This is a genomic window from Curtobacterium sp. NPDC098951 (genome assembly GCF_044759965.1).
Lineage (GTDB): Bacteria > Actinomycetota > Actinomycetes > Actinomycetales > Microbacteriaceae > Curtobacterium.
This window is the reverse complement of sequence record NZ_JBIWAG010000003.1, coordinates 364,493-387,310: the sequence shown is the minus strand read 5'-3', so window position 1 is coordinate 387,310 and position 22,818 is coordinate 364,493. Positions and strand designations below refer to the sequence as shown.

Below are 22,818 nucleotides of genomic sequence, written 5' to 3'. Positions count from 1 at the left end.
GGATCAGTCGACGACCTTGACGCCCTTCCAGAACGCCACGTAGCCCGAGTAGTCCTTGCCGACGCGGTCGAACGACGACGGGATCGGCGTCGGGTACGACCATGCGTTGTCCTGCAGCGCCTGCCCGTCCACGTTCACCGTGTAGTACTGCGTGTCGCCCTTCCACGGGCAGTGGTACTGCGTGGGGCTCTCGGTGAAGAGCTCGGACTTGACGCTCGACGGCGGGAAGTACCAGTTGCCCTCGATCTGGATGAGGTCCTCCTTGGGGGCCTCGGCGATCACGGTGTCTCCGACGACTGCCTTCACGGCGTGCTCCTTCGCTCTGCGGTCCGGCGAGGTACCGGATGTCGAGTCCGAACGCTACGCGCGGGAACTCGATTCCCGCAGGGTCTCCAGTCCGCCGTCGACCGCGAGGGCATCGTGCACGGCACCCGGAGCCAGCGCCGCTGCCGACTCGGAGGCGCTCACGAGGTGCTTCACCGCACGCCGCAGCCCCGTGTACGCGGCGCACGCGGCCGCCGCCTCGGGTGAGGTGTGGTCGATCCCGACCTCGGCGAGCGCGTCGACGACGGCCCCGGCGGCGAGCAGGTCCTCGACCGCGAAGTCCGGCGCGTCCGGCACGTCGGCCGCTTCGCCTGCCGCCTGTGCGGCGTCGTCCGCCGGTGCGTGGTGGCGTCCGGCGGCGACGATCGCGACGACGCAGCGGTCGCCACGGTCGGCCTGGAGGCGCGTCACGCGTTCCGCGACGGCCGTCGCGTTGCCGAGGTGGCCGAGCACGACCTCCGGACCCTCCGGCAGCTGCGCGGCGAGCGCGCGTCGACGACCGGGGCCGTCGTGCCCGGCGGACGCCGGGAGGACGTCGACCCAGACGAGCAGGTGCGTCCCGTGGGCGATCCGCGCCGCCCCGCCGGTGCCCCATGCGAAGCGGACCTGGTACTTCTCCTGCGTGCGTGCTGCCACCCGCGACACGATAGCCGTCCGCGGTCCCTGATCCTTTCCACAGGTGCCCCGCCGCCCGGGGTCCGTCACGGTCGTCGACCGTAGGATCTGTTGCCATGGAGATCGCCCCCGCACCCACCCTGACCGGCGACCGCGTGACGCTCGAGCCCCTCGGGCCGGAGCACGCGGACGACCTGCGGGCGGCGGTCGCGGACGGTGACCTGTGGCGCACCTGGTACACGTCGATCCCCGCTCCGGCGCAGGTCGACGACGAGATCGAGCGGCGCCTGTCGGAGCACGCCGCCGGGCGGATGGTGCCGTTCGCCGTCCGCGACCGCCCGACCGGCCGGGTGGTGGGGTCGACGACGTTCCTCAACCCCGACACCGGCAACCGTCGGGTGGAGATCGGCGCGACGTTCCTGTCCCGGTCCACCCAGCGGTCCGGCATCAACACCGAGGCGAAGCTGCTCATGCTCTCGCACGCCTTCGACGTCTGGCAGTGCATCGCGGTCGAGTTCCGCACGCACTGGCACAACCTGCAGTCCCGCACGGCCATCGCCGCGCTCGGGGCGAAGCAGGACGGCGTGCTCCGCAACCACTCGATCGGCCGTGACGGCACCCTGCGCGACACCGTGGTGTTCTCGGTCATCGCGTCGGAGTGGCCGACCGTCCGGCTCTCGCTCGCCGAACGGCTCCGCCGGCACGACCGTGCCGAAGGGGCCCGTCGGCGCGCGGCACGGCACGCCTGACCCGACCCGCGCAGCACCCCACCGGGTGCCCACCGTCGACGAGTAGCGTTCGCGGCATGCACGTGGGCCTCCGGATCACCCTCGACGCACCGGCCGAGGCCGTGCGCGACGCCCTGCTCTCCCCGTCGGTCATGGTGGCGGTGACGAAGCCGTTCCTGGTCTACCGCTCGCGCGACCCCGAGGGGTTCCCGGTGCGGTGGGTCCCCGGCACCCCGCACCCGATCACGGCGAGCGCCTTCGGGGTGTTCCCGAGCGGCGACACGCACGTCGACCTCGACCTGTACGAGGTGCGCGGCGTGCCCGTGCAACGCGACAACGGCGGCGGCACGAGCGGGCTGTTCGGACGGATGACCATGCAGCACCGGATGGCGACCGTCGACCTCGGGGACGGACGGACCGAGCTCGTCGACCGGCTGTCCTACCGGATGCGCCCCGCGGCGCTCGGCGTCCTGCTGTGGCCGGGGATGTGGGTGATCTGGCAGTGGCGCGCGCTGCGGATGCGCGCCCTCGCGCCCGGGTGGCGACGCGCTCGACGAGCCGCGGCCTGACCGCCGGGCCCGCGCCGTTCCTCCCGGCACGGCCGGAGGGGCGTACGCTCGCACCGTGAGCCAGACGCATGAGCCGGCAACCGACGACCGCGTGCACAGCACGCTCGCCACCGTGGACTGGCGGCGGATGACCTTCGACCTGTACCGACGAGTACGGGCGACCAGCGATCCCGAGACCGCCCACGCGATGTGGCGCGAGACCCGCGACGCGATGTTCGGCGAGCACCCGGCGAGTCCGCTCCTCGACGAGGACGCCCGCGACTTCGAGTCCCTGCCCGTCCCGGACTACGACCCGTCGTGGCGGTTCCGGGCCCGCATCGAGCCTGCCGAGGCCCTCGCCATGGACGTCGAGACGGGCACCGACGGCATCGTGCACTTCGACCGGCTCGGGGTGGTGACCCTCGCCGGCATCGGCTCGCTCGACGTCTGGTCGCACGGCGGCTACGCGGGCGGCGTGTTCGTCCCGGTGAAGGACGCCAGCGCCGGCAAGGCCCGCGGGACCTACGGCGGTGGCCGCTACCTGCTCGACACGATCAAGGGCGCGGACCTCGGGGGCGACGACGGCGAGCTCGTCCTCGACTTCAACTTCGCCTACAACCCGTCGTGCGCGTACGACCCGGCGTGGGCGTGCCCGCTCGCGCCGCCCGGCAACACCGTCGCGGTCCCGATCCCCGTCGGCGAGCAGTACGACTTCTAGGGTGGAGCACATGTCGGGTCTCGTCGCGATCGACGCCGGTGGGCGCATCCCGCCGTTCGAGCAGGTCAGGTCCCAGATCGCCGCGCAGATCAGCGCCGGGTACCTCGTGGACGGTGAGCGGCTGCCCAGCGTCCGGGGACTCGCGGACGAGCTCGGCCTCGCCGCCGGCACCGTGGCACGCGCCTACCAGCTCCTCGAGGAGGCCGGACTCGTGCAGACCGCCCGGGGCGCCGGCACCCGGGTCATCCGCCCCGCAGAGGTCCCGTCAGCGGTGACGGACGCCGCCCGTGCCCTCGCCGCGGCCGCCCGGGCAGCCGGGCTGTCGGCCGATCAGGCTGCGGCAGCGCTCCGGGACGCCTGGCCCGCCTGACGCGGGCGGGGCGCTCCAGGGGCTTTCGCGCGTACCTGGCGCTTCCGGGCGCACCCGGTGCGTACCCGGCGCTTCCGGGCGTACCCGGCGCTTCCGGGCGTACCCGGTCGGAAGTCCGGGCCAGGTACGCCCGGTTCGACCTTCCATCGCGGCCGTCCTGGGAAGAACCCGCGCCCCGGGGTCCCGTCAGCAGTGCTCGTACACGTACTCGTCGCTCGACGGCGTCACGAGGTCCCGGTCGCGCAGGATCGTCATCGCCGGCCGCTTCGACGACGCGCACACCGACGACCACGGCCGCTCGCTGTTGTCGGAGTACTCGATGTCGATGACCCGCCCGCCGTACACCTTCGTGTACGCGCCGCACTCGTCGTAGACGAAGCACTCCTCGGCGACCACGAAGTCGAACCCGGTGCTCTTCCGACCGGCGACCCCGAGCTGCGGGGTGTTCTTCTGCCCGACCGCGAGACCCGCACCGTGTCCGAGGCGGACGAGCGCGGCCGCGAGCGCGAGGTTGCCCGCCCGGGTCAGCGCGCCGTGCGACCGGGTCCACGAGTCGAGGTTGTCGAACTCGACGGCGTCGAACCCGCGATCGGCGCACCGGGCGACGGTCTTCGCGAGCACCTTCGTGATGAGTGCCCGCTTCGCAGCGGTCCGGGTGTCGAGCAGCATCTCGTCCGGCCACCCCGGGTCGGAGACCGGCTTGCCCGCGCGGTCACGGAGGATCGCCGACGGGTACGACCGCTTCCACGTGCTCGCGGCATCGGGCTGGGTCTGGAAGCCGTTCACGTAGCAGATCGAGTACGTGCCGGCAGCGGGCCGACCGGTGCTGTCCCGCTCGACGATCGTCACGCCGGACGGCGGCGTGTACGACCCCCCGAGCTGGTAGTCCGGACGCCCGGACGTCGGCAGGTTCGTGTACGACGCGGCGCTCCCGCCGGACGGAGCGGCCGCGGCACAGCCCGCCGTGCCGAGGACCGCCACCAGGGTCATCGCGGTGGTCAGCAGGACGGATCGTGTGCGCACCGCTGCATCCTCGCACGGGCCGGTGCACGGCCGGGTCTGGGGGGATCGGGGCGGAGCACGCTATGCTGGTCGTACTCGAGGCGCCGATCGCCTCGTGCGTCGTACGGACGCCCCCGAACTCCCGGTCCACGGACCGATGATCGATCACCTCTGTGAAGGTGCCAGGCTTCTCTGCTGCGGCGACTGCGCCAGCCACCTCTGTTGGCGCGCATCCCGCCCGCGTGCTGCCTCGCAAGCGCGCCCACAGCCGGTCTCATCCGGCTCGAAAGGTCACCATGACCAACGAAGACATCCGTTTCTCCGACCTCGGCGTCCCCGCGCCGATGGTCGCCGTCCTCGCCGACCAGGGCAAGGAGACCGCGTTCCCCATCCAGGAGGACACGCTCCCCGACTCCCTGCAGGGCAAGGACGTGCTCGGCCGTGGCCGCACCGGCTCCGGCAAGACGATCGCGTTCGCGATCCCGCTCGTCGCGCGCCTCGCCGCCAGTGGCCGCAAGCGCCGCGCCGGTCGGCCCCGTGCCCTGGTGCTCGCCCCCACCCGTGAGCTCGCGACCCAGATCGACGTCGCCCTCTCGCCGCTCGCCAAGGCCATGGGCCTGAACACCACGACCGTCTTCGGCGGCGTCGGACAGGGTCGTCAGGTCGACGCCCTGCGCGGCGGCGTGGACGTCGTCGTGGCGTGCCCCGGCCGTCTCGCCGACCTCATGCAGCAGGGCCACGTCAACCTCGGCGACATCGAGGTGACCGTCCTCGACGAAGCAGACCACATGGCCGACATGGGCTTCCTCCCCGGTGTGACCAAGATCATGCAGGCCACGCCCGAGCAGGGGCAGCGCCTGCTGTTCTCCGCCACGCTCGACAACGGCGTGGACAAGCTCGTCAAGAAGTTCCTGCACAACCCGGTCATGCACTCGGTCGACGAGGCGAACAGCCCCGTCGAGGCGATGACCCACCACCTCTTCGAGGTCGCCGACGCCGACGCGAAGAAGGACCTGGTCCGGACGCTCGCGAGCGGCACCGGTCGTCGCATCCTCTTCATGCGCACGAAGCACCACGCGAAGCGCCTCGCCAAGCAGCTCAGCAGCCAGGGCATCCCGGCCGTCGACCTGCAGGGCAACCTGTCGCAGGGCGCCCGTGAGCGGAACCTCGCCAAGTTCTCCTCCGGCGAGGCCCTCGTGCTCGTCGCCACCGACGTCGCCGCCCGCGGCGTGCACGTCGACCACGTCGAGCTCGTCGTGCACGTCGACCCGCCGACCGAGCACAAGGCGTACCTGCACCGTTCGGGCCGCACCGCCCGTGCCGGTTCCTCCGGCGACGTCGTCACCGTGACGATGCCCGCCGAGCGTCGCGACGTCGCGCAGATGATGCGCGCGGCCGCGATCAAGGTCACGCCGCAGCAGGTCACCGCGAACTCCCCGGCGGTCACCACGCTCGTCGGCGAGGTCGCCCCGGTCCGCCACGTCGCACCCGAGCAGCCCCAGCAGCAGCAGCGTCAGCCGAAGCAGCGCACCACCGAGTCCGACACCGCTGGCGGCGGTCGTCGCCGTGGTCGCGGCGGTCGCACGGGAGGCGCGGCGCAGCCCGCGCGCACCGGCTCAGCTTCCGGGTCGTCCGGTGCAGGGCGTCGCGGCGGTCGCCCCGCCGAGGCCGGTGCCGGCGCGTCGACCGGCTCCGCCGGTGGGCAGCGCTCCGGTGCCGCGTCCGGTGGGCGCCGCAGCGGCGGCAGCCGCCGTGCGTCGAGCGACACCGTCCGTGGCGGGTCCTCTCCGGTCTGGTCGTCCGAGGGCGGCTACGCCGCCGGTCGTGGGACCGGCACCGAGTCGGGCGGCAACCGTCGTGGTGGCTCGCGCCGTGCCTCCCGACCCGCCGGTTCCGCGCGCTGACGGCTCGCGCCGCGCACAGCGCTGACCCGACCGTGACCCGCCGGTTCCGCGCGCTGACGGCTCGCGCCGCGCACAGCGCTGACCCGACCGTGACCCGCCGGTTCCGCGCGCTGATCCGAACCTTGACGCTCCCTGCGAGCCAGCATCGCAGGCCGCGTAGGTTCTCCTTCACCGGATGCCGCGCGAGCGGCTGACGGGGATTTGTCCGCTGTCGGAAGGAGAGCCTATGGCTGGGATCGAAGACGTCAAGAACGCCGCTGCGAAGGCAGCTGGCAAGGCCAAGGAAGCCGTCGGGAACGTGACGGACAACGACCACCTCAAGGCGGAGGGCAAGACCGATCAGGTCAAGGCCGACACCAAGCAGGCTGGTACGGACGTCAAGGACGCCGCTTCAGGCGTGGCCGACAGCCTCAAGAACGACAACAAGTAAGCCGGTCCAGTACCGCGCTGCGAAGCCCCCGGGTCCGATTCGGATCCGGGGGCTTCGTCGTGTGCGGGGGCGGCGGCGCGCGCTACAGGAGCGCGCCGACCGATGCGAGGCCGGCGCGGAGGAGCGCTCCGCGACCGCCCTCCATCTCGTCGGCGACGGCGTCGGAGGCCGCTTCCATGGGGCTCATCCACGTCAGCTCGAGCGCGTCCTGGCGCGGCTCGCACGTCCCGGTGACGGGGACGACGTAGGCGAGGGAGATCGCGTGCTGCCGCTCGTCGGTGTAGACCGAGGCGCCCGGCAGCGGGAAGTACTCCGCGACGGTGAACGGCGTGGGGCTCGACGGCAGCTGCGGGAACGCCATCGGGCCGAGGTCCTTCTCGAGGTGCCGGAACAGCGCGGTCCGGATCGACTCGCCGAACATCACCCGCCCGGAGACGAGCGTGCGGGCGATCGAGCCGCTCGGCGAGACGCGCAGCAGCACCCCCACCTCGTTGACGACGCCGAGGCCGTCGGTCCGGACGGGGACCGCCTCGACGTAGCAGATCGGCAGTCGACGGCGGACGTTCGCGAGCTCCTCGTCGGACAGCCAGCCGGAGTCGGGGTCGGGGGTGCGCAGCGAGGCCATGCACCGTGTCTACCAGTCGTCGCGGCGAGTTCGGCGGAACGCGCGGGGATCGAGCCGCGTCGGTGCGGCAACTACAGTCGGGCGCATGATCGATCGCGACGCCGTGCAGTGGACCCGGGACCCCTCCGAGCGGGTGGGGACGCCGCTGCTCGTCGCCCTGCACGGGGTCGGGTCGAACGAGCGGGACCTGCTCGGGCTCGCGCCGGCGCTGCCGCCGTCGTGGACCGTCGCATCGCTCCGCGCACCGATGCCGTTCGGCCAGGGGTGGAGCTGGTACCCCCTCGGCACGCCGGGGTCGCCCGCGCCGGGGCCCGTCGACGAGTCCGCCGCCGAGGTCCTCGCCTGGATCGACTCGGTGGCGGCCGAGCACCCGCGGATCGGCCTGCTCGGGTTCTCGCAGGGCGGGTCGATGGCGCTGCAGCTCCTGCGTGCACGGCCTGCTGCGTTCGCCTTCGCCGTGTCGCTGTCCGGGTTCGTCGTGCCGGGCGAGCCGGGCGTGACGGACCCGCGCGACGAGGCCGTCGCCGCCGTCCGGCCCCGGGTGTTCCTCGGGCACGGCGACCTCGACCCGGTGATCCCCGGCGAGGCCACCGCCCGGACGCAGGCGTGGGCTGCGGCGAACACCGCCGTGACCGATCGCACCTACGCGGGGCTGCCGCACGCGGTGTCGGCAGCGGAGCTGGCGGACGTGGCGGCGTTCATCGGCGCGTAGCCGCGCTCGGCGCGCTCGGCGCGCCCGGCGCGCCCGGCGCGCTTGCCCCGCTTGGTGAGCAGAAATGGTCGGGTCCGACGTGCGGACTCGACCATTGCTGCGCACGATGTGGACGGGAGGCGCGGTGCCAGCTGGCACCGCGCCTCCCGTCCGGGGTTCCGACGTCAGTCGGCGAGGATCTGCAGGAGGTCCTTGCGGAGCTGGTCGATCTTGGCCGTGGCCGCCTTCGCCTGCTCCTCGGTCGCGCTGGTGCGGTACATGTGCAGGACGCCCATGGTCTTCCGGAGCGCCTCGATGAACTCGCGCGACGCGTCCGGGAGGCCCGGCGCGTCGAAGGCCGCGGCGATCTCGTCCGCCTTCGCCTCGGCCTCGGCCCTGCCCGCGTCGGTCAGTTCGAAGAGCGTCTTGCGACCGTCACCCGTGGAGACGACGAGGTCCTCGTCCACGAGCTGCTGGAACGTCGGGTAGACCGAACCGGGGCTCGGCTTCCAGGCGCCGCCGGTGCGTTCGGCGATGGTCTTGATGACGGCGTAGCCGTTCTGCGGGCCCTCGGCCAGCAGGCCGAGGATCGCGAGGCGGACGTCGCCGCGGCGACGGCGTTCGCGGCCGAAGCCGGGACCGCCGGCCATCGGGCCGCCGAAGCCGGGTCCGAACCCGCGACCGAAGCCGGGGCCGAAGCCACCGCGTCCGCCGTGGTCGTGGTCACCGCGGTCGCGGCCGGGGAAGCCGGCGCCGTGGTGCTGCCGCGCGCCGCCGAAGCGGGGGCCGCGCGGGTGCTGGGTGCTGTCGAAGTCGTTGTGCATGGGTCGCATGATGCGTCCTTCCGTTGTGCTGAGTCGGCTCGCGAACGGTCTGACCGGAATCGTCTTCGTCGTATCGCGATGGGTCAACGATAGATCGGTAACTATCGCTGTGTCAAGGGGTACGTCCGCTCGGGCCGCTGTCGGTTGTGGCGGGCAGGATGGGACGGACCATGACGGACGTGCTCGAGCGCTTCTCCCCCGCCACCGCGGAGTGGTTCCGCGGCGCCTTCGCCGCACCGACCCCGGCACAGGCCGGCGCGTGGGACGCCGTCTCCACCGGGCAGCACGCGCTCGTGATCGCCCCGACGGGCTCCGGCAAGACGCTGGCCTCGTTCCTGTGGTCGATCGACCGGCTCATCAGCTCGACCGACCGGCCACCCGCGAAGCAGCGCACCCGGGTGCTCTACGTGTCCCCGCTGAAGGCACTGGGCGTCGACGTCGAACGGAACCTGCGCAGCCCGCTCGTCGGCATCACCCAGACCGCCCGGCGCCTCGGGCTCGAACCACCAGACGTCACGGTCGGGGTCCGCAGCGGTGACACCCCGTCATCCGACCGGCAGAAGCTGCTGCGGCAGCCGCCGGACATCCTCATCACCACGCCCGAGTCGCTCTACCTGATGCTCACCTCGCAGGCGCGCGACACCCTCGTGAACGTCGACACCGTCATCGTGGACGAGGTGCACGCGGTGGCGTCCACCAAGCGCGGAGCGCACCTCGCGGTGTCACTCGAGCGGCTCGACGACCTGCTCGAGAAGCCCGTGCAGCGCATCGGCCTCTCGGCGACGGTGCGCCCCCCGGAAGAGGTCGCGCGGTTCCTCGGCGGACGCGCCCCGGTGTCGATCATCGCGCCGCCGGCGCAGAAGACCTTCGACCTGCGCGTGGTCGTCCCCGTCGACGACATGACCGAGCTCGGTGCGCCGCCGGTCGGAGCGGACGCGACGGAGTCCCCGACGAACGGCTCGATCTGGCCCCACGTCGAGGAACGGGTGGTCGACCTCGTCGAGGAACACCGGTCGACGATCGTCTTCGCGAACTCCCGACGTCTGGCCGAACGGCTGACGGCTCGACTCAACGAGATCCACGAGGAACGGGTGCTGGCGGCGGCCGGCTCCGTCGGTGACGGTGCACTCGTGCCGGCCGGTGCCTCCCCCGCCGACGACGGGCTGCCGGTCGCGCGTGGACGTCCCCAGTCGCCGGCGCGGACGTCGGCGCACGCGGTCGCACCCCAGGGGACGAAACGGTCCCCGGCGCAGGTGATCGGCGCGTCCGGGCAGACCGGTGGCGGGGGCTCCGACGCCGCCGTGCCGGTACTCGCGCGCGCCCACCACGGTTCCGTGTCGAAGGACCAGCGCGCGATCATCGAGGACGACCTGAAGTCCGGTCGACTGCGCTGCGTCGTCGCGACGAGTTCGCTCGAGCTCGGCATCGACATGGGCGAGGTCGACCTCGTCGTACAGGTCGAGGCGCCGCCGTCCGTCGCCAGCGGCCTGCAGCGCGTCGGCCGGGCCGGGCACCAGGTCGGCGAGATCTCCCGCGGCGTGCTGTTCCCGAAGCACCGGGCCGACCTGGTGAACAGCGCCGTGACGGTCGAGCGGATGGTGTCCGGGCAGATCGAGTCGATCTCGGTGCCGGCGAACCCCCTCGACGTCCTGGCACAGCACACGGTGGCGGCGGGTGCGATCGACACGGTCGACGTCGAGCACTGGTTCGAGCTGGTCCGGCGGAGCGCCCCGTTCAGCGGACTCCCCCGGTCGGCATTCGAGGCCACGCTCGACCTCGTCACCGGCCGCTACCCGAGCGACGAGTTCGCCGAGCTCCGCCCGCGCCTGGTGTGGGACCGCGTGCACGGCACGCTGACCGGGCGACCGGGTGCGCAGCGACTCGCGGTCACCAGCGGCGGGACGATCCCGGACCGCGGCATGTTCGGCGTCTTCATGGTGGGCGAGAAGGCCTCCCGCGTCGGCGAGCTCGACGAGGAGATGGTCTACGAGTCCCGCGTGGGCGACGTCTTCGCCCTCGGCGCGACGAGCTGGCGCATCGAGGAGATCACCCACGACCGGGTGCTGGTCAGTCCGGCCTTCGGGCAGCCGGGTCGCGTGCCGTTCTGGAAGGGCGACGGCATCGGTCGCCCCGCCGAGCTCGGGCGTGCCACCGGGACCTTCGTGCGCGAGGTCGAGGGAGCGTCGGACGACGACGCCCGCGCCCGGGTCGCCGCCGGCGGACTCGACGAGCGCGCGGTGACGAACCTGCTGACCTTCCTGCGCGACCAGCGAGCCGCGACCGGGCACGTGCCCAACGACACCACGCTCGTCGTGGAGCGCTTCCGCGACGAGCTCGGCGACTGGCGACTCATCCTGCACTCGCCCTACGGCATGCAGGTGCACGCGCCGTGGGCACTGGCGGTCGCCGCCCGGCTCCGGGAACGCCACGGGATCGACGGCGACGCGATGGCGGCCGACGACGGGATCGTGGTGCGCATCCCCGAGACCGACGCCGAGCCGCCCGGTGCCGACCTGTTCGTGTTCGAGCGGGACGACCTCGACGCGCTCGTCACCGACGAGGTCGGGGCATCGGCGCTCTTCGCCGCCCGGTTCCGCGAATGTGCCGCCCGGGCGCTCCTGCTGCCCCGACGGAACCCCGGGCAGCGGTCGCCGCTCTGGCAGCAGCGGCAGCGGGCGTCGCAGCTGCTCGAGGTCGCCCAGAAGTACCCGTCGTTCCCGATCGTGCTCGAGACCGTGCGCGAGGTGCTGCAGGACGTGTACGACGTCCCCGCACTGCTGGGGATCGCCGACGACATCGCGGGGCGGCGCATCCGGTTGGTCGAGACCGAGACGGAGATCCCGTCGCCGTTCGCGCGTTCGCTGCTCTTCGGGTACGTCGCCGCGTTCATGTACGAGGGCGACTCGCCGCTCGCCGAACGTCGGGCCGCGGCGCTGTCGCTCGACTCGACCCTGCTCGGCGAGCTGCTCGGTCGGGCAGAGCTGCGGGAGCTCCTCGACCCCGCCGTCATCGCCTCGGTCGAACGCGACCTGCAACGCCTGTCGCCGGACCGCCGGGCGCGTGACACCGAGGGGATCGTCGACGTGCTGCGGCTCGTCGGCGCACTCGACCTCGACGAGATCGTGGACCGGAGCTGGCTGGCAGCAGCCGACGACCGTGCCGCCGCTGCGACCGAGGTGCAGACCGCGCTCGCAGCGCTCGAACGCGATCGCCGTGTGCTCTCGTTCTCGCACGCCGGTGCGACCCGGTGGGCCGTGATCGAGGACGCCTCGCGCCTGCGCGACGCCCTCGGGGTGCCCCTGCCGATCGGCGTGCCGACGGCGTTCGTCGAACCGGTCGCGGATCCGCTCGGTGACCTGGTCGGTCGGTACTCCCGATCGCACGGGCCCTTCTCGGCGCAGGACGCAGCCGGACGACTCGGCCTCGGGATCGCCGTGGTGCAGGACACCCTGCGGCGGCTCGTCGCCGACCGCCGTGTGGTCGAGGGCGAGTTCCGTCCCGACCGGCAGGGTGCGGAGTGGTGCGACGCCGAGGTGCTGCGCCGCATCCGCACGAAGTCGCTCGCGGCGCTCCGGCACGAGGTCGAGCCGGTCGCGCCGGACGCCCTCGCGCGGTTCCTGCCCGCGTGGCAGCACGTCCGGACGGGCGGGGCCCGCAGCGGCTTGCGCGGGATCGACGGGGTGCTCCAGGTCGTCGATCAACTCGCCGGGGTGGCACTGCCCGCCAGTTCGTGGGAGACCCTGGTCCTGCCGGTCCGTGTCAGCGACTACGCGCCGAGCATGCTCGACGAGCTCACCGCCACGGGCGAGGTCCTCTGGTCGGGTGGTGGCACCCTGCCCGGCAACGACGGCTGGGTCCGCCTGCACCTGGCCGACACCGCCGCGACCACCCTCGCCGAGCCCTCCGGTGACGAGACGACCGAACTGCAACGGGACGTGCTCGGAGCGCTGGCCGGAGGCGGGGCCTACTTCTTCCGGCAGCTCGGACAGGCGGTGGGGAGCACCGACGACACCGCCCTGTCGACCGCGCTGTGGGACCTCGTGTGGGCGGGACAGATCACGAACGACACCTTCGCGCCGCTGCGGGCGATGCTCGGCGGGAAGGCGAAGAGCTCCAGCGCGCCCCGCGCCCGGGCGTACCGCGGGCGTCGACGGCCGACGTTGCCGACGCAGTCCGGTCCGCCGTCCGTCGGTGGCCGGTGGTCCCTGCTGCCCCTGGCCGAGTCCGACTCGACCGTCCGGGCCGCGGCGACCGCCGAACAGCTGCTCGAACGGTACGGCGTCGTCACCCGCGGCGCCGTGCAGGTCGAGGGTGTCCGCGGTGGCTTCGCCGGCGTGTACCGGGTGCTCTCCCGCTTCGAGGAGTCCGGCCGGGCCCGCCGCGGGTACTTCGTCGAGGGGCTCGGGGCCGCACAGTTCGCGACCGGACCCACCGTCGACCGACTCCGCACGTACGCGCGTGACCTCGACGACGACGAACGCGCCGATCCCGACCGCGCCCGCGAAGCGCTGACCCTCGCGGCGACCGACCCGGCGAACCCGTTCGGGGCGTCGCTGCCGTGGCCGTCGGACTCCGCCGGCCCCGACGACGCTGCGGGCAGCGCCGACAGCACCGCTGATCGTTCCGGTGCGGCCGCGGACCCGGCTCCTGCGAAGACCACGGGAAGAGGCCACCGGCCCGGGCGCAAGGCGGGCGCGCTCGTCACGACGGTCGACGGGCACCTCGCGGTGTACGTCGAGCGTGGCGGCAAGTCGGTGCTGACCTTCACCGACGACCCGGCCGACCTCGCCGTGGCCGCGGCGTCGATCGCGGCCACCGTGCGGACCGGTCTGCGGAAGCTCTCGGTCGAGCGGGTGAACGGGGACTTCGTCCTCGAGACGCCGCTCGGTTCGGCGCTCCGCGAGGCCGGGTTCACCGCCACACCGCAGGGGTTGCGTCTCCGTGTCTGACGACTCGACGGGGGTGGCCCGTGCCTGAGGGCGACACCGTCTTCCGGGCCGCGCGACGGCTCCACACCGCCCTGGCGGGGAAGGTCCTCACCCGGAGCGACTTCCGGGTGCCGGCGTTCGCGACGCTCGACCTCGTCGGCCGCACCGTGGACGAGGTCGTTCCCCGTGGCAAGCACCTGCTGCACCGGATCGGTGACCTCACCATCCACTCGCACCTCAAGATGGAGGGCCGGTGGGACGTCTACGCCCCCGGGGACCGATGGCGTCGCCCGGCGCACCAGGCCAGAGTGGTCCTCGACGCGACCGGTGGTGGACCGGGCAGCGCCGCCGACGTCTCCACGGTCGGCTTCACCCTCGGCGTGCTCGAGGTCGTCCCTCGCGACCAGGAGTCCGAGGTCGTCGGGTACCTCGGTCCCGATCTGCTCGGTCCCGACTGGGACGCCGACCTCGCCCTGGCGAACCTCGAGCGCGACCCGGAACGTCCGATCGGCCTGGCACTGCTCGACCAGCGGGTGCTCGCCGGCCTCGGCAACGTGTACCGGAACGAGCTGTGCTTCCTGCGCGGCGTGCTGCCGACCCGTCCGGTGCGCGAGGTGCACGACCCGGCGCGGGTGATCGCCCTGGCGAGCCGACTCATCCTCGCCAACCGGGACCGGAACGCCCGCGTGACCACCGGAGTCGACCGGCCCGGGCGTCGCTTCTGGGTGTACGGGCGAGCGGGGAAGCCGTGCCTGCGGTGTGGGACGCCGATCCGGCACGGGGAGCTCGGCGACTCGGAGTTCACGCTGCGCGACACGTACTGGTGCCCGCGCTGCCAGACCTGATCGGCGCATCACGCACCGTGCGGGGTTGTCCGGCGGGTGCGCCGGCAACCGCTCGGTGCAAGCATGCAGCGCCGCACCGAGCGACCTTCCTCGCACCGAATCGCGAACGACGCACGGTGCGGGGCGGGCGGGGACACCGCTCGAGGCGCCCGGCGGTGCCCATCACCGTGCGTGGTCGTCCGCACGGTGCGAGGTTGCCCGGCCGGTGCGAGGTCAGCGGGCGGCGCACCGTGCGCGGTTGTTCGGCGGGTGCGCCGGCAACCGCTCGGTGCGAGCACGCAGCGCTGCACCGAGCGACCTTCCTCGCACCGGATCGCGAACGACGCACGGTGCGGGGCGGGCGGGGACCCCGCGCGAGGCGTCCGGCGGCGCCCAGCACCGTGCGTGGTCGGCCGCGCGGTGTGAGGTTGCCCGGCCGGTGCGGGGTCAGCGCGCCGCGCACCGTGCGAGGTTGTTCAGCCGGTGCGCCGGCGACCGCTCGGTGCGAGCATGCAGCGCCGCACCGAGCGACCTTCCTCGCACCGGATCGCGAACCGCGCACGGTGCGGAGCGCAGCCCCCGCACTCCGCACCCACGCACCCCGCACCCCCACACCCCGCGGCCCCGCGCGCCTACGCGCGCCTCCGCTCGGCCCCGCGCGCCTACGCCCGTGCCATGATCCACGCGAGCATGTACGACCGCGAGTTCGCCGAGTCGACCACCGCGTCCGGCAGGTCCCGGGCCGCGCCGAGCGCCGCCCGCGCCTCCGACCGCGACGCCAACGCCCGGTACATGAGCAGGTAGTCGCCGAACTGGACGTCGTACCTGTCGTCCGGCACGGCCTCGGCGAGCACCCGGCGGATCTGCGCGGCCCCGCCGGCGGCGACGTACGACCGAGCGACGGCCGGCATCGGGATGAGCTCGATCCCCGCGGGGGCGGCCGCGGCGGCGCTGAACCACGTCGCGTGGTCCCGCTTCCCGCCCCAGGTCAGCGAGACCACCTCGTGCCGGAACTCCGGGAACGCGGACAGGTCGGGGTCGAGCACGTCCCGGCGGGCCGACGCGGCCTCGTTCGACAGTAGCCACGTGCCCACCGACTCGAGGGACGACGACCCCGAGACCGCACCCCAGAGCGCGACGCCGTTCCACGCCGAGACGGCCTCGGACGACGACTCCTGGTTGTTGCCGTCGGCGAACGGCGAGAAGCCGGACGCCCAGGAGTGCTGCGCGTACGCGTCGTAGACGCGCAGCTGCGGGAACGAGGCCGTGGCCTCCGGCGAGGCGATGTCCGCGGCGACGAGGTCGGCGACGGTGCGCCAGCGGCTGACGAGCGCGGGGTCGTCGGCGGCCAGCACCGCGGCGGCCGAGAGGATGTACCCGTAGTGGAAGTGGTGGTCGTTGAACTCGTCGGAGCCGAACGAGGCCTCCTGTCCGACGAGTCCGTGCACGGTCGGGTCGTACGCGAAGCACCGGGCGGTCCGCGCTTCGCACCCGGCGGCGTCGAGCCACTGGTCGAGTTCGTCCACCACCGAGGTCTTCAGCGTGCTCGCCACCGACGGCAGGTCGAGCTCGGTCGCGAGCCGGTACAGGTTCGCGACGCGGTACAGGTCCTTCCCACCGGCGTAGCTGTCCGCCGCGTAGGACGACGCGTTCACGGTCGAGGCGTCGGCGCGCACCTGGGCGACGAGCGTCGACCGGTCGGCGGACGACACCCCGGACACATCGAGGGTGTCCGAGGGCTCGACGGTGTCGACCGCGAGCCGGAGGGCCGTGCCGGTGCAGACCGGTGCGGCGCCCTGGACGGTGTCGTAGTGCAGGCCCGTGCAGTCGAGCCCGGTCGTGCCCTGCCCGGGCTGCGGGACGAGGACGCCCGGGTCGTCGGAGCCGAAGTCGTACGTCAGCGTGGTGCGCTGCTGCCCCCGCGAGGCGCTCCGCCCGAGCGCGACGCCCGTGAGCGGCCGGGCGGCCCCGACGAGCCGGTCGGTCTGTGCTGCGGTCGCGTCGTCCGGCACGGGCAGGAGGACGATGCTGCCGCCGGCCGAGAGCGCGACCGCGTCACCGTCGATCGTGCCGTCGCGGACCACGAGCTGCCAGGTGCGCCCACCGCTCGTCACGGTGCCGGTCCGGGTGCCGGTCGCGTCGATCGGCGCCGTCGTGGTGACGGTGCCGGCACGCGCGGCGGTGTAGGTCACGAGCGGCGAGCCCTCGGCGAGCACGGTGTGTCCGAGGACGGTCGCGCCGCGACGGTGCTCCACGGTCACCGACACCGCGTCGTATGCCGAGACCTCGGTCGAGGTCGCGCCGAGGTCGAGGCCGACCTGCTGCGTCGCGCCACCGGCGATGGTCTTCTCGGTGGCCGACACGACCGGGAGCCCGGCCGCGAAGCCGTCGTCGGTCACCTGCCACGAGATCGGACTGGGGAACACGGGCTGTGGGGCGTCGCCGAACACGAGTCCGGAGAACCACCGGTTCGTCGGCGGCAGCAGGCCGTCGGCGAGGCGCATCGCGCCCGCCTTCGACGACGCGACGTCGCCGAGACGGGCGACGGCACGCGCCTGTGCCGCACCACTCGCGGAGGGTGCGGTGGTCTCGCGGGGGTGGTCCGCGCCTCCAGTCCCGGTGCACGCGGTGAGGAGCACCGCGACGGTCGTCACGACGGTGACGGCCAGGACCGGTCTGGAGGCGCGGCGCACGCCGACCCGCCGGCGCGCGTCCGGCGCCTGGTCGCGACGGGCGGACCGAGGCAGCCGGAGCACGGTCACAGGCCGATCTGCCGCGCGAAGTCGCGCACGAGGTCCGTGACGCCCGCGAGCCGGCCGTCGTCCCGCAGGTGCAGGGTGGCGTCCACCGGGGTCCCGGGGCTCGTGATGCCGGTCGTCGGCGAGGCGGACAGCTCGGGGCTCTCGACGTCGACCGTGGTCTTCGCCTGCCCCTGGTCGTTCGTCTCGACGCTGACACTCTTCACGGTCCCGCGGATCGTCGTGTCGTTCGGGAGCACGAGGTCGACCGCGGCACCGTTGCGGATCCGCCCGTAGTCCCGTGCGGTGACGATGAAGCTCGACGTCACGAAGAGGCTGTCCTCCTTGTGGATGGTGCCGAGCTCCGAGCCGGCCTGCACGTAGCCGCCCGTCTTCACGTCGACCTTCGCGACGGTGCCGGAGACCTCGGCCTTGAAGGTGATGAAGCCGTCCGCGCCGATGTCGTAGGCGCTCGTCTGCGTGTTCGCGCCCACGACGCCCTTGCGGATGTCCTGCGCCAGCTGGAGGCTCTGCACCTGCAGGAGCTCGTCGCCCTTCTGGACGGTGTCGCCCTCCTCGACGTACTCCTCGGTCACGGTGCCGCCGTAGTCGGTGCCGACGGCGTACTCCTGCGCGGCGATCGCGGCCGACGTGCTCGCCACCGCGCTCTGGCGCTGGTTGAAGACGAGCGTGCACGCCGCCACGACGACGAGCACCACGATGAGTCCGGCGAACAACCGGAGTCGGTTCGTCCAGGTCATGCTGCGATCCCTTCCCGCTGGGCGGCGATCCGGTCCGTCACACGGTTCCGGCCCTGTTCGCGGAACGCCGCGATGACGAAGGCGAGGAACACGAGGGTGTTCGTGATGTTCCACGCGGTGGCGAGCGTCAGTTGCCCGTTGTCGAGGTCGCGCCAGACGGCGACGACGCTCGTCAACGCCAGGAACACGAACACGAGCACCTGCGGGACGATGAAGTTGAACGGCGACGGCGTCCGACCGCGGGCCGCTCCCGTGACGTGCCAGGCCTGCTCCTTGCCGCACACGACGTTCCAGAGCGCGCTCGCGTAGATCGGGAACGAGACCGCCGCGAGCAGGAGCGTCTCGTACCGGAACGACCCGAGGGCGTAGAACGCGAGGAGCACCTGCACGCCGTAGAAGCCGAGGTAGAACAGCACCCACTCGCCGGCACCGATCGACAGGTTCATCGGGCGCAGGTCGAAGTAGATCTCGAGTGGCGGCACGAGCAGGAGGAGCCCGGGGACGATGCCCGTCAGGTAGAAGCTCGCGGTGACGAGGTACTGCAGCCGCTGGTCCATCGTCAGCCGGTGCTTCGGACGGAACGGGAAGTGCGTGAGCAGGATCTCGAAGCCGCCCGTGGCCCACCGGAGCTGCTGCTTCGTGAAGCCCTCGATGGTCTCCGGGGCGTCGCCGACGGCCAGGGTCATCGGGATGAAGACGGTCTTCCAGCCGCGCTCGTGGAGCATCAGGCTGGTCCAGACGTCCTCGGACTTCGAGTCGGTGTACATGCCGCCGATCTCGTCGATCGCCTCGCGGCGGAAGATGACGTTCGTCCCGACGCAGAACGCCGCGTTGAAGCGGTTCCGTCCGGGCTGGATGAACCGGTAGAACACCGTCTGCATGTACCCGGCGCCGCGGGACACCAGGTTGTGGAGGTTGCCGTACGACTGCGGCGTCTGCACGAAGGCGATGCCGTCGTCGGCGAAGAACGGCACGGTCTCGAACAGGAAGTCCGGCTTCGGCACGAAGTCGGCGTCGAACACCGCGAAGTAGTCGCCCTTCGCCAGGGTCAGCGCGTGGTTGATGTTGCCGGCCTTCGCGCCGTGCGACGAGAGCCGTCGGACGTACCGGGCCCCGAGCTCCTCGGCGAGCGCGCGGACGTCGTCGCTCCGGCCGTCGTCGAGCACCCAGGTGCGGTGCTCGCCGCGCATCGCGACCGCCGCCTGCACGGTGGCGGCGACCTTGCTGAGCTCCTCGCCGTAGACGGTGATGAAGACGTCGACCTCGACCCGACGTCCGCGGACGTGCATCGGCCAGCGGTGGGGCTGGTCGGCGGCACCGCTGCGGGCGATGGTGTCGCGGTCGAACAGGGTGTCCTGGGTGTGGTGGAACGCGAAGTCCCGGGGGTCGGAGCCACCGGACAGGATCGTCCACATCGACAGGAGCGCCTGTCCGACGAGCACGCTCTCGGCCACGATCACGAGCCCGTAGGGCAGGAAGTCGCCGCGGTTGGCCGGATCGAGCAGGAACACCGCGTACGCCATCACGCCGAGCGTGGCGACGAGCACGATGAGGACCATCACGGGGCTGTGCGCGCGGCTCTCCGCCCGGGGTCGGACGTAGGGCACCGGCTCGGTCTGCCGGCGGCGGCGGGCCCGCTCGCGGTCACGCGGGGTGAGCGGGGCGGGGAGCTGGAAGTCCGGGGACTGCAGCTCGTCGGTCGTGCGGGCGGGCGGTTGGAGTCGCGTCGGGGTACGACGGACGTCCGGCGGTGCGGACATGGCGTGGTCTCCTGTCGGGTTCGGAGAGGACTCACGCGTCGTCGAGCGCAGGCGCCGACGCATCGTGAGACGGGCGTCGGCGGCTGCGGCGACATGGATCCGGACCCTCGGGAGGTCCGGCCGGCGAGGACTAGGGATCCTCGGCCGGCGGGGTCGCGACCGTGGGTGCGGTCGCGGTGTTCGGTGTTTCGTGTCGTGGAGCGGTCGTGCTCCCGACGGCCCGTCGCCGTCGGTCCTGCGATCGTAGGGCGGCCCACGGGCCCGCTTCGTGACGAACGTGTGAACACGGGCCCGGGCGGGCTGATCGTGCGGTTTCCCGCAACGGACGCGACGGGAAGCGGACAGCCCCGACGGCCGGGCGGCCCGCCCTGCCGCGTGTCAGGCCGCTCGGACGCTTGTCAGGCCGCCGAACGGTCCGTGGCCGAGCGCCGGCGGAGAGCCGCGTCGAGGACCGCCGGCGGGTTGTACTGCTGGTCGAGCCGACCGACGTCGGTGCCGGGCGGGACGATCGCGTCGATGCGGTCGAGGACCTCGTCGGAGAGCGCCACGTCGGCGCCGGCGAGCAGGTCGTCGAGCTGCTCCATCGAACGTGGGCCGATCAGGGCGCTCGTGACGCCGGGGTGGGCGATCGCGAACGCCATCGCGAGGTGGGTGATCCGGATGCCGGTCTCCTCGGAGAGCGCGACGACCTGTTCCACGGCGTCGATCCGTCGCTCGTCGCGGTTGTGTCGGAACATGGTCGCGCGGGCGAGGTCGGTGTCCTGCCCCTTCCGGAACCGGCCGGTCAGCATGCCACCGGCGAGGGGGCTCCAGACGAGTGCTCCCATGCCGTGGCGCTGGACGGTCGGGAGGACCTCGCGCTCGATGCCCCGGTTGAGGATCGAGTAGGTGGGCTGTTCGGTGCGGAATCGTTCGAGGCCACGGCGCTCGGACGTCCACTGCGCCTCGACCTGCATCGACGCGGGGAAGTCCGAGCTGCCGATCGCCCGGACCTTGCCGCTGCGGACCAGGTCGGTCAGTGCGGACAGGGTCTCCTCGAGGTCGACCGTGTCGTCGGGTCGGTGCGCCTGGTAGAGGTCGATGTGGTCGGTCCGCAGACGGCGGAGCGACCCCTCCACCGCCTGCATGATCCACCGCCTCGAGTTCCCCCGGCGGTTCGGGTCGTCGCCCATCGGGCCGTTGAACTTCGTGGCGAGGACGACGTCGTCGCGTCGCCCGACGAGTGCCTTGCCGAGCAGTTCCTCGGAGCCGCCCTGCGAGTAGCGGTCGGCGGTGTCGATGAGGTTGATGCCGGCGTCGAGTGCACGGTGGACGATGCGGATCGAGTCCTGTTCGTCGCCGTTGCCGATGGTGCCGTCGGTGCCGAGCATCATGGCGCCGAGCGCGAAGGGGCTGACCTGGATGCCGGTGCGGCCGAGGGTGCGGTACTGCATGTGCGGTTCCTCCTGTCGATGGCGTCCCGGGGCTCGGTGCCGTATCGTGAACCGAAGTGGAACGCTCTTCCGGAACTATACGGAATGGTTTTCCGTTTACGCAAGAGGAGGACTCCGTGCGCGCCGACGCCCGACGCAATGCCGACGCCCTGACCGACGCCGCCAAGGCCATCTTCGCGAGCGACGGGGTGGACGCCCCCGCGAAGCTGATCGCCGACCGGGCCGGCGTCGGCGTCGGCACGCTCTACCGGCGGTTCCCGCAGCGCTCGGACCTCGTCGTCGCCGTGTTCCAGCGGGCGGTCGAGTCGACGGCGGCCGCCGCGGACGAGCTCGCGGCGGCGCACGCTCCCGACGAGGCGCTCGCCCGCTGGCTGCAGCGGTTCACCGAGTTCGTCGCGACGAAGCGGGGACTCGCCGCGGCCCTGCACTCCGGGGATCCGGCGTTCGCAGCCCTGCCCGAGTACTTCGTCGGTCGGCTCGGCGGCGCGCTCGGCGGACTCCTCGATGCGGCGGCCGAAGCCGGGACGATCCGTCCCGACGTGGACGCCCAGCAGCTCCTGCACGCGGTGGCGGACCTGTGCCACGGGGCCGCGTCGATCGAACAGAGCCAGATGCTCGTCGGACTGCTCGTGGACGGCCTCCGCTACCGCGCGACGGTCTGACCGACCGGGTGGAGGCGCTCGGCCGCGGTCGCTCGGACGGCCTCGGTCACGCGCTCGAGCAGCGGCGAGGCCAGGTTCCAGCGCTGCCACCACAGCGCCACGTCCGCGCGGCGCCCGGGGGTGAGTTCGACGAGGTCGCCGTGCTCGAGGGCGTCGAGGCACTGGGCCTCCGGCAGCATCCCCCAGCCGAAGCCGAGCGACACCGCACGGGCGAAGTCCGCCGAGGTCGGGACGAAGTGCCTCGGGCCGGACGGGGCGTGCCCGAGCACCCGGCGCAGGTACCCCTGCTGCAGGTCGTCGTCACGGTCGTAGTCCACCAGGGGCACGCGGTCGAGGAGTCGCGTCATCCGCTGCTCGCTGTCGACACCCGGCAGGTACCGCGCCACGAACGACGGGGAGGCCACCGCCCGGTACCGGTCGATCCCGAGCGGCACCGAGGAACAGCCCTGCACGGGTTCGGCCTCGGCCGTGACGGCGGCCATCACCGTGCCCGCGCGGAGGAGTTCGGCGGTGCGGTCCTGGTCCTCGCGGTGGAGGTCGAACACGACCTCGGTGTCGGCGCGCACGAGGGCGAGCGCGTCGAGGAACCACGTGCCGAGCGAGTCGGCGTTCACCGCGAGCGGGATCGACGGCACGACCGACTCCCCGCCGCCGAGCGCCCGCGCGGTCTCCTCGTCGAGCAGCTGCGCCTGTCGTGCGTGGCGGAGGACGACCTCGCCGTCGGGCGTCGGGCGGACCGGTGTCGTCCGCTGCAGGAGCACCCGACCGACCTGCTGCTCCATCGACTTGATCCGCTGCGACACGGCCGACGGCGTGATGGACAGCGCCCGGGCAGCGGCGTCGAGGGTGCCGTGGTCGACCGCGGCGAGGAGGGTCTCGAGGTGTTCGCGCTGCAGCCCTGGCATGCAGCTGAGCTTACGCCGCATCAGGAAC

At 72.7% G+C, this 22,818-nt stretch carries 20 protein-coding genes; 10 read left to right on the top strand and 10 right to left on the bottom strand.

Features of this window, described 5'->3' with window-relative positions; all coding sequences use genetic code 11:
* Positions 1 to 3: 3 nt before the first annotated feature.
* On the bottom strand, positions 4 to 306 hold the full coding sequence (locus tag ACIQUC_RS10860) for a DUF427 domain-containing protein (RefSeq protein ID WP_402266635.1): 303 nt from the start codon (positions 304 to 306) through the stop codon (positions 4 to 6).
* 54 nt (positions 307 to 360) lie between these two features.
* Positions 361 to 960 carry a 2-phosphosulfolactate phosphatase gene (locus tag ACIQUC_RS10855; protein ID WP_022906913.1) on the bottom strand — a complete coding sequence of 200 codons (600 nt, stop codon included), beginning with the start codon at positions 958 to 960 and terminating at the stop codon, positions 361 to 363.
* Between the two features lie 95 nt (positions 961 to 1,055).
* Between ACIQUC_RS10855 and ACIQUC_RS10850 the strand changes: the two genes are divergently transcribed.
* The 4 genes from ACIQUC_RS10850 to ACIQUC_RS10835 all read left to right on the top strand — a co-directional run bounded on the left by ACIQUC_RS10850 (position 1,056) and on the right by ACIQUC_RS10835 (position 3,303).
* Entirely contained in the window at positions 1,056 to 1,688 is a 633-nt protein-coding gene (locus tag ACIQUC_RS10850) for a GNAT family N-acetyltransferase (RefSeq protein ID WP_022906914.1), read from the top strand.
* Positions 1,689 to 1,744: 56 nt separating this feature from the next.
* Entirely contained in the window at positions 1,745 to 2,236 is a 492-nt protein-coding gene (locus tag ACIQUC_RS10845; protein WP_022906915.1) for a hypothetical protein, read from the top strand.
* 127 nt (positions 2,237 to 2,363) lie between these two features.
* Positions 2,364 to 2,933 carry a DUF1684 domain-containing protein gene (locus ACIQUC_RS10840; RefSeq protein ID WP_042723762.1) on the top strand — a complete coding sequence of 190 codons (570 nt, stop codon included), beginning with the start codon at positions 2,364 to 2,366 and terminating at the stop codon, positions 2,931 to 2,933.
* 10 nt (positions 2,934 to 2,943) lie between these two features.
* A complete protein-coding gene (locus ACIQUC_RS10835) occupies positions 2,944 to 3,303 on the top strand; it encodes a GntR family transcriptional regulator (protein WP_402266630.1) in 360 nt (119 codons plus the stop codon).
* Between the two features lie 186 nt (positions 3,304 to 3,489).
* On the opposite strand, the gene ACIQUC_RS10830 is transcribed toward ACIQUC_RS10835, so the two are convergent.
* Entirely contained in the window at positions 3,490 to 4,326 is an 837-nt protein-coding gene (locus ACIQUC_RS10830) for an endo alpha-1,4 polygalactosaminidase (protein ID WP_402266627.1), read from the bottom strand.
* Positions 4,327 to 4,601: 275 nt separating this feature from the next.
* On the opposite strand from ACIQUC_RS10830, the gene ACIQUC_RS10825 reads away from it, so the two are divergent.
* Together ACIQUC_RS10825 and ACIQUC_RS10820 are read left to right on the top strand one after the other, a co-directional pair.
* A complete protein-coding gene (locus ACIQUC_RS10825; protein ID WP_402266624.1) occupies positions 4,602 to 6,209 on the top strand; it encodes a DEAD/DEAH box helicase in 1,608 nt (535 codons plus the stop codon).
* Between the two features lie 226 nt (positions 6,210 to 6,435).
* A complete protein-coding gene (locus ACIQUC_RS10820; RefSeq protein WP_022906919.1) occupies positions 6,436 to 6,639 on the top strand; it encodes a CsbD family protein in 204 nt (67 codons plus the stop codon).
* An 82-nt stretch (positions 6,640 to 6,721) separates the two neighbouring features.
* Here ACIQUC_RS10820 and ACIQUC_RS10815 read toward each other — a convergent pair whose 3' ends face one another.
* Positions 6,722 to 7,264: an NUDIX hydrolase family protein gene (locus ACIQUC_RS10815; RefSeq protein WP_402266621.1), complete on the bottom strand. Its 543-nt coding sequence runs from the start codon at positions 7,262 to 7,264 to the stop codon at positions 6,722 to 6,724.
* Between the two features lie 85 nt (positions 7,265 to 7,349).
* On the opposite strand from ACIQUC_RS10815, the gene ACIQUC_RS10810 reads away from it, so the two are divergent.
* Entirely contained in the window at positions 7,350 to 7,976 is a 627-nt protein-coding gene (locus ACIQUC_RS10810) for an alpha/beta hydrolase (protein ID WP_402266618.1), read from the top strand.
* 164 nt (positions 7,977 to 8,140) lie between these two features.
* Here the strand turns inward: ACIQUC_RS10810 and ACIQUC_RS10805 are convergent, their stop codons facing one another.
* Positions 8,141 to 8,779 carry a PadR family transcriptional regulator gene (locus ACIQUC_RS10805; RefSeq protein ID WP_402266615.1) on the bottom strand — a complete coding sequence of 213 codons (639 nt, stop codon included), beginning with the start codon at positions 8,777 to 8,779 and terminating at the stop codon, positions 8,141 to 8,143.
* A 170-nt stretch (positions 8,780 to 8,949) separates the two neighbouring features.
* On the opposite strand from ACIQUC_RS10805, the gene ACIQUC_RS10800 reads away from it, so the two are divergent.
* Together ACIQUC_RS10800 and ACIQUC_RS10795 are read left to right on the top strand one after the other, a co-directional pair.
* Positions 8,950 to 13,728 (top strand): DEAD/DEAH box helicase, encoded by a 4,779-nt coding sequence (locus tag ACIQUC_RS10800; protein ID WP_402266612.1) that lies wholly within the window; start codon positions 8,950 to 8,952, stop codon positions 13,726 to 13,728.
* Between the two features lie 20 nt (positions 13,729 to 13,748).
* Positions 13,749 to 14,552: an Fpg/Nei family DNA glycosylase gene (locus ACIQUC_RS10795; RefSeq protein WP_402266609.1), complete on the top strand. Its 804-nt coding sequence runs from the start codon at positions 13,749 to 13,751 to the stop codon at positions 14,550 to 14,552.
* Positions 14,553 to 15,193: 641 nt separating this feature from the next.
* Here ACIQUC_RS10795 and ACIQUC_RS10790 read toward each other — a convergent pair.
* The 4 genes from ACIQUC_RS10790 to ACIQUC_RS10775 all read right to left on the bottom strand — a co-directional run bounded on the left by ACIQUC_RS10790 (position 15,194) and on the right by ACIQUC_RS10775 (position 21,223).
* Positions 15,194 to 17,293: a glycosyl hydrolase gene (locus ACIQUC_RS10790; RefSeq protein WP_402266606.1), complete on the bottom strand. Its 2,100-nt coding sequence runs from the start codon at positions 17,291 to 17,293 to the stop codon at positions 15,194 to 15,196.
* Positions 17,290 to 18,030, bottom strand: coding sequence for an HlyD family efflux transporter periplasmic adaptor subunit (locus ACIQUC_RS10785; protein ID WP_022906409.1), 741 nt, complete (start codon positions 18,028 to 18,030; stop codon positions 17,290 to 17,292). Before ACIQUC_RS10785 ends, ACIQUC_RS10790 begins: the two co-directional genes overlap by 4 nt.
* Complete coding sequence (locus tag ACIQUC_RS10780; RefSeq protein WP_022906410.1) at positions 18,027 to 19,790, bottom strand: glycosyltransferase; 1,764 nt, start codon at positions 19,788 to 19,790, stop codon at positions 18,027 to 18,029. Before ACIQUC_RS10780 ends, ACIQUC_RS10785 begins: the two co-directional genes overlap by 4 nt.
* Positions 19,791 to 20,188: 398 nt before the next feature.
* Entirely contained in the window at positions 20,189 to 21,223 is a 1,035-nt protein-coding gene (locus ACIQUC_RS10775) for an aldo/keto reductase (protein WP_402266602.1), read from the bottom strand.
* Positions 21,224 to 21,339: 116 nt separating this feature from the next.
* Here ACIQUC_RS10775 and ACIQUC_RS10770 point away from each other — a divergent pair, with 116 nt between their 5' ends.
* Positions 21,340 to 21,885: a TetR/AcrR family transcriptional regulator gene (locus ACIQUC_RS10770; RefSeq protein WP_402266599.1), complete on the top strand. Its 546-nt coding sequence runs from the start codon at positions 21,340 to 21,342 to the stop codon at positions 21,883 to 21,885.
* Here ACIQUC_RS10770 and ACIQUC_RS10765 read toward each other — a convergent pair.
* Positions 21,867 to 22,790, bottom strand: a complete 924-nt coding sequence (locus tag ACIQUC_RS10765; RefSeq protein WP_022906413.1) for a LysR family transcriptional regulator ArgP — start codon at positions 22,788 to 22,790, stop codon at positions 21,867 to 21,869. The two genes, ACIQUC_RS10770 and ACIQUC_RS10765, sit on opposite strands and share 19 nt — an antisense overlap.
* Between the last annotated feature and the right edge of the window lie 28 nt (positions 22,791 to 22,818).